This window comes from Acinetobacter baretiae, assembly GCF_015627105.1.
Taxonomy (GTDB): Bacteria; Pseudomonadota; Gammaproteobacteria; order Pseudomonadales; family Moraxellaceae; genus Acinetobacter; species Acinetobacter baretiae.
This window is the reverse complement of the sequence record NZ_VTDM01000004.1, coordinates 97,505-103,504: the sequence shown is the minus strand read 5'-3', so window position 1 is coordinate 103,504 and position 6,000 is coordinate 97,505. Positions and strand designations below refer to the sequence as shown.

The 6,000-nt window shown below is 39.1% G+C and carries 7 protein-coding genes; 1 reads left to right on the top strand and 6 read right to left on the bottom strand.

Annotation, left to right across the window (positions count from 1 at the left end):
* Positions 1 to 250 (top strand): transposase (locus I2F17_RS02285; protein WP_211138996.1); only part of this gene is annotated, 250 nt, incomplete at its 5' end.
* A gap of 125 nt (positions 251 to 375) precedes the next feature.
* Here I2F17_RS02285 and purB read toward each other — a convergent pair.
* From purB to I2F17_RS02255, 6 genes are all read right to left on the bottom strand, one after another.
* Positions 376 to 1,764, bottom strand: coding sequence for an adenylosuccinate lyase (purB, locus tag I2F17_RS02280; RefSeq protein ID WP_196422047.1), 1,389 nt, complete (start codon positions 1,762 to 1,764; stop codon positions 376 to 378).
* 42 nt (positions 1,765 to 1,806) lie between these two features.
* Positions 1,807 to 2,550 (bottom strand): DUF489 family protein, encoded by a 744-nt coding sequence (locus tag I2F17_RS02275; RefSeq protein WP_196422048.1) that lies wholly within the window; start codon positions 2,548 to 2,550, stop codon positions 1,807 to 1,809.
* An 18-nt stretch (positions 2,551 to 2,568) separates the two neighbouring features.
* Entirely contained in the window at positions 2,569 to 3,699 is a 1,131-nt protein-coding gene (mnmA, locus tag I2F17_RS02270; RefSeq protein ID WP_211138995.1) for a tRNA 2-thiouridine(34) synthase MnmA, read from the bottom strand.
* Positions 3,700 to 3,703: 4 nt separating this feature from the next.
* On the bottom strand, positions 3,704 to 4,195 hold the full coding sequence (locus I2F17_RS02265) for an NUDIX hydrolase (RefSeq protein ID WP_211138994.1): 492 nt from the start codon (positions 4,193 to 4,195) through the stop codon (positions 3,704 to 3,706).
* A gap of 73 nt (positions 4,196 to 4,268) precedes the next feature.
* Positions 4,269 to 5,417, bottom strand: coding sequence for a D-alanyl-D-alanine carboxypeptidase family protein (gene dacC / locus I2F17_RS02260; RefSeq protein ID WP_211138993.1), 1,149 nt, complete (start codon positions 5,415 to 5,417; stop codon positions 4,269 to 4,271).
* A gap of 110 nt (positions 5,418 to 5,527) precedes the next feature.
* On the bottom strand, positions 5,528 to 5,944 hold the full coding sequence (locus I2F17_RS02255; RefSeq protein ID WP_235985040.1) for an MCR_0457 family protein: 417 nt from the start codon (positions 5,942 to 5,944) through the stop codon (positions 5,528 to 5,530).
* Positions 5,945 to 6,000 lie beyond the last annotated feature (56 nt).

Sequence of the window (6,000 nt, the reverse complement as noted above, 5' to 3'; positions counted from 1 at the left end):
TTTTCTTATTCCCGAACTACCCCAAAATAGTGTCATCGTGATGGATAATGTGGCCTTTCATAAGCGATCGGATATACAGGAGTTATTGGAACACTATGGGCATCAGATTTTATGGTTGCCTGCTTATAGTCCTGATTTGAATTCTATTGAAAAGACTTGGGCATGGATTAAGAAAAAGAGAAAAGAATGGCAAGAGGATTGTATTGATCGACTCTTTCAGATGTTTTTTCATTTCTGTATGAGTAATTAGATTGTTTGACTATAGAGGATATACTTAGTTTTTATACGGTGAAATTTTGTGTATATAAACTTTCATGATCTGTTTTAATAAAAAAGGGGAAGTAATAAATACTTCCCCTTTTTGAAAAAATTGGCTTACAGCGATTGAATGTGATGATCAATTGCGTTGGCTTGTGCTGTTGCATTACCAATATAAGTTGCAGGCGTGAGTTCTACAAGGCGAGCACGCTCCGCTTCAGGTACATGTGCCAGTTCATCACTATTGACAAAATTAACCATCATTTCACGTGTCATGGCTTGACCGCGTGTGAGTGCTTTAAGCTTTTCATATGGCTTTTCAATGTTATAACGGCGCATAACAGTTTGAATCGGTTCTGCTAATACTTCTTGTGACTGGTCTAAATCAGCAAGTAAGCGTTGTGCATTGAGTTCGAGTTTACCCACGCCTTTTAAGCAGGCATCAAAAGCGATTAAACTTTGTGCAAAACCAACACCCATGTTACGTAGTACAGTAGAGTCAGTTAAGTCACGCTGCCAACGAGAAATAGGAAGTTTTTCACCTAAATGGGCAAGTACAGCATTGGCAATTCCTAGATTACCTTCTGAGTTTTCAAAATCAATAGGATTTACTTTGTGAGGCATAGTTGATGAACCAACTTCACCATCTTTTAATTTTTGCTTAAAGTAACCTAAAGAAATATAACCCCATACATCACGATTAAAATCGATTAAAATGGTATTGAAACGGCGTAAAGCATCAAACAACTCTGCCATATAGTCGTGTGGTTCAATTTGTGTGGTGTAAGGATTAAAGTTTAAGCCTAATGATTCAACAAAGTTTTGAGCATGTAATGCCCAATCAAGATCTGGATATGCAGATAGGTGTGCATTATAGTTACCTACAGCACCATTAATTTTTCCTAGCAATTCAACACGCTCAAATTGTTTAATTTGGCGGGCAAGACGATAAGCCACGTTGGCCATTTCTTTCCCTAGTGTAGTTGGGCTAGCAGTTTGACCATGTGTGCGAGAGAGCATTGGTTGTTCGGCATGTGTTTTTGCCAAAGTTGCTATTGCTGTTGAAATTTGGTGCATAGACTGAAGTAAAACTTCACGACCAGATTTTAACATAAGAGCATGGGATAGGTTGTTAATATCTTCAGAAGTACATGCAAAATGAATAAATTCACCTGCATCTTTGAGTTCATCAAGATGTGCAATTTTTTCTTTAAGAAAATACTCTACAGCTTTAACATCATGGTTGGTTGTGCGTTCTATTTCCTTAATGCGTAAGGCATCAGCTTCGCTAAATTGAGTCACAATGTCATCAAGTGCTGTATTTGTATGTTCGCTAAATGGACGAACTTCTTGAATCTGTTCATGCTTTGCTAAAGATTGTAACCAGCGAATTTCTACAGTCACACGAGCATGAATTAACCCATACTCAGATAAAAAAGGGCGCAAAGCATCACATTTGCTCGCGTAACGACCATCTAATGGTGAAAGTGCTGTTAAAGCGTTCATACATTTTCCTTTAAAGACAGTGTCTTATGACACCTAAAATTGTTACTTTTCTGCAAGCTGAAACTGCATACGAGCAATGGCATGAATGTTTTGTTTGATTTTACGTTTACTAAAAATTAAGTGCCGAGATCTTCCACCCATTTGTCGCCATAGATGAGCAAGTTGTAGGCCAGTAAATAACATGGCACGTATACGATTAGTATGTTGGGCATCTTTAAAGGCTTCAGGATTACCTCTGACTAAAATACGAGGCTCTATTTGCGCAGCAGTATCTAAGTAGGTTTGTGCAAGATTGGCAATAATGCTTGGGTGTAAATAGTTTTGATCAAAAAAAGATAATTGTTGGAGTATTTTTTGTTGTGTTTGGGTGATTTTCTCAACAAATAAAGGGTTGCTATATACTTTTTTTTCTAGCTGTAATAGCGAGATTGCATAAGTTGTTGCCAGTTTTGCTTGGGGTAATTTAGGTGTGCGTGTTTTAGGGTGCGGTGAAAAAGGCTGATTCACACTATCTTCAAGGTTTTGCAAACCAAGCGTAAGAGAGTTGAAATGATCAAATAAATCAAGCGGATTAAGCTTTGATTGTTTTTGAGAGGTTGGGCGTATGTTTAAGCTGGCCTTGATCAGTTGTTCGAAATAAAATGAACAACTATCGCCACTGCGCTGTGTACCTGCAAGAGCAGTTAAGTGCGTCAGTTGGGCGGCTTGGAAAACCCCTGCAAGAGCAAGGGTTCGATTTTGAGCATCTGTAAGTATGCTAGGTTGTTGAAAGGGCTGATCAACCATGCCTTTCTTATCCTTTTATCAGTAAATAAAGTCAGGGGTTGGTGCATTACTATGATGGATAACACCACCACCTAAACACACCTCACCAGCATAAAATACAACGCTTTGACCGGGGGTAACAGCACGTTGAGAAACATCAAATTCAACACGTATACCGTATTGTTCATCTACAAATAAGGTGCATGATTGATCAGGTTGGCGATAACGTGTTTTTGCGGTACAACGAAACCCTGTTGTAGGAATGGTATGTTCACCTGAAACCCAATCTATTGCTGTTGTCCAAAGGATTGTACTTTGCATAAGCGGGTTTTCATGACCTTGACCTACCACTAATCGGTTGTGTTTTAAATCTTTATAAAGTACAAACCAAGCGCCTTCTTGACTATCTTTAATGCCACCTAAGCCAATACCACCACGTTGTCCGAGGGTATAATACATCAGGCCATGGTGTTCACCGACTTCTTTTCCATCTTCAAGTACAATTTTTCCGGGTTGTGCTGGGAGATATTGTTTTAAGAAATCATGAAAGCGTCTTTCACCAATAAAGCAGATTCCTGTTGAATCTTTCTTTTTTGCTGTTGCAAGGCCTAATTTTTCTGCAATGCGACGTACTTCAGGTTTCTCAATATTACCTACAGGAAAAAGTGTTTTATTAATTTCTTGACCGTTGACAGCATGTAAAAAATAACTTTGATCTTTGTTTTGATCTATGCCTCGAAGCAGTGGCGCATAATGTTGACCTTGAGTATTGATTTGTGTTGCACCACGGCGTGTGTAATGGCCTGTTGCAATAAAATCTGCCCCTAAGGTCATCGCATGATCTAAAAATGCCTTAAATTTAATTTCTTTATTACATAAAATATCTGGGTTTGGTGTACGCCCTGCAGCATATTCGGCAAGAAAGTGTTCAAATACACGGTCCCAATATTCCATCGCAAAATTGGCTGTATGTAGGGTAATGCCAAGTTTATCTGCCACTGCCTGTGCATCTGCAAGATCTTCTAAGGCAGTACAGTATTCAGTGCCATCATCTTCTTCCCAATTTTTCATAAATAGTCCTTCAACATGATAGCCTTGTTGAAGTAATAAAGCCGCAGAAACTGAAGAATCTACACCACCAGACATACCGACGATGACACGTTGTTGCATAGGACTAGGTATCCAAAGTTAAAGTAGGTTGAGAGTGAAAAGGGTGTTCATAAATCATAGACAAAGGATATTTTTGTCCTTGTTCATAATCTTGAATTGCTTGAAGCACCAAAGGGCTACGAGCTTGAGCGGTATGTTCTAATTGTTCTTTTGTGAGCCAAGTCGTACGAATAATATCTGGGTCGAGCGTTGTATTTGCAATCGGATGTGTAATATGAGCTGCAAAACAGAATCTAAAATAGCTACGGTCTGGTGCCATAGGGGGAGTGTAGGTATAAATACCAATCAAATGGTCAATCTCTACAGTGTAGCCTGTTTCTTCAAGCGTTTCTCGTTGTGCAGCTTCGATAAGTGTTTCATTATATTCTAAATGGCCTGCAGGCTGGTTGTACACAGTATGCACAACACCTTTACTGTGTTCTTCCACAAAAAGGTATTGTCCATCTTGTTCAATGACTGTCGCAACAGTCACATGTGTAGACCAATGGTTTGCCATGCCTAAATACACCATGTGCTAAAAACGCGTATTTTACGCAATTTAGACACATGATGCTATGCTTGCTCGCAAATTAGAATAAATTACTAAAAAATTGTTTGATATGATCAATCATTCGAGAAAAGAAACCTGCTTCTTCGACAGCTTTGAGTGCAACAACAGGTTTTTCTGAAATCACTTTACCATTGAGAGAGGCAACCAGTTTACCAATCACTTGACCACTTTGTAGAGGCGCATTAATAGACTGTGAAATTTGTAGATCGGTTTTAATATCGCCTGCTTGTCCTTTTGGCATAGTCACACTAAAATCATCTGCTAAACCCACAGGGACTTCATTTTCTGTACCAAACCAAACTTTTACATTCTTTAATGTTTGGCCTGCAGGTTTAACTCGAACCGTTTCATAGTTAGCATAACCCCAAGCGAGTAGCTCGCGCGTTTGTACCGCACGTGCATTAATACTTGGCGCACCAAAAATGACGGTAATTAAACGCATTGGCCCACGTTTGCTTGATGTGGTTAAGCAATAACCTGCTTCATTGGTATGACCCGTTTTTAACCCATCTACCGTTGGATCTGTGTAGAGTAGTGGATTACGGTTACCTTGTTTGATGTTGTTGAAGGTGAATTCTTTTTCTGAGTAAATCGGATAGTATTTAGCACTGTCGTGAATAATATGTTGCGCAAGTATGGCCATATCTTTGGCCGTTGAATAGTGGCCATCGGCAGGTAAACCTGTAGAGTTCATGAAGTTGGTATTTTGCATACCAATTCTTTTAGCCTCTTGGTTCATCATGTGGGCAAAAGTACCTTCATTGCCTGCTAAATGTTCTGCCATGGCTTTTGCAGAATCATTGCCCGATTGTACAATAATTCCTCGTAACATTTGCATAACGGTTGCTGTACCATTTAGAGGTACAAACATGCATGATTCTGAACGATTACCACGACACCAAGCATCTTCATTTACTCTCACATTTTCAGTTTCTGTGAGTTGTCCTTTCAGAAGTTTTTGTTCAACGATGTAGCTGGTCATCATTTTTGTCATTGATGCAGGAGCGAGTTTTTCATTCTCGTTTTTTGCAGCAAGGATTTGTCCTGTCTGATAGTCCATAAGGACATATGATTTATTATCTAATTCAGGCGGTGAAGATAGGACAGTTGCTGCATACGACAGTGATGGTAAAAGTAGGAGCGCAGCAAAGGTGCTTGTTCTGCTCATTGAGGATCATTCCAATGGTTAGAGTCGTGTAATAAAGTGGGCATTGTAGGACAAAGTCTAGCTAACTTCTATATGTGTTATGTGCTTATTTACGTTGTCTACAGGATAATTTAAGGGCTTTTTGCTAAAGATGATATTTCTTTGCAAATTTCTTTATTTTCGGCTTCGCCAGCTTTGTTTGCATCTTGTCTCGCTTGTTCTAAAAAGGGTTTGAAATCTTTTTGTTTGGTGCGCATTTGTAGTGCGTTCATTGGGTTTTGAATGCCCGGCATATTTTCTTTTAGCAGTTCTGCATAGCCACTGCGGTAATTTGGATCTTTTTTAAAGCCATAATCGCTACACAGTTCAGACAAGACATAAATGGCTGCGAGTTCTTCATCTGTGACACCTGTTTGTTGTGGTGTGACATCAATATTTTTGTCTTCTGTTTCTGTGGCTTTGGCATACAACGAACTTACAGGCAAAGCCAATAAAATGCTGCTCATTAGGCAAGCGGTTAAGGCATGGTTTAATGGATTTTTTATCATAAGCAGTACTGTATGGGCATCATATTTTAAAAGCTGTTTACGATATTAAACAACTT

Bases quoted from the DNA above. Each gene is read 5' to 3' on its own strand.
- I2F17_RS02265 (WP_211138994.1), bottom strand. From the start codon at position 4,195: ATGGCAAACCATTGGTCTACACATGTGACTGTTGCGACAGTCATTGAA.
- mnmA (WP_211138995.1), bottom strand. From the start codon at position 3,699: ATGCAACAACGTGTCATCGTCGGTATGTCTGGTGGTGTAGATTCTTCA.
- purB (WP_196422047.1), bottom strand. From the start codon at position 1,764: ATGAACGCTTTAACAGCACTTTCACCATTAGATGGTCGTTACGCGAGC.
- I2F17_RS02255 (WP_235985040.1), bottom strand. From the start codon at position 5,944: ATGATAAAAAATCCATTAAACCATGCCTTAACCGCTTGCCTAATGAGC.
- dacC (WP_211138993.1), bottom strand. From the start codon at position 5,417: ATGAGCAGAACAAGCACCTTTGCTGCGCTCCTACTTTTACCATCACTG.
- I2F17_RS02275 (WP_196422048.1), bottom strand. From the start codon at position 2,550: ATGGTTGATCAGCCCTTTCAACAACCTAGCATACTTACAGATGCTCAA.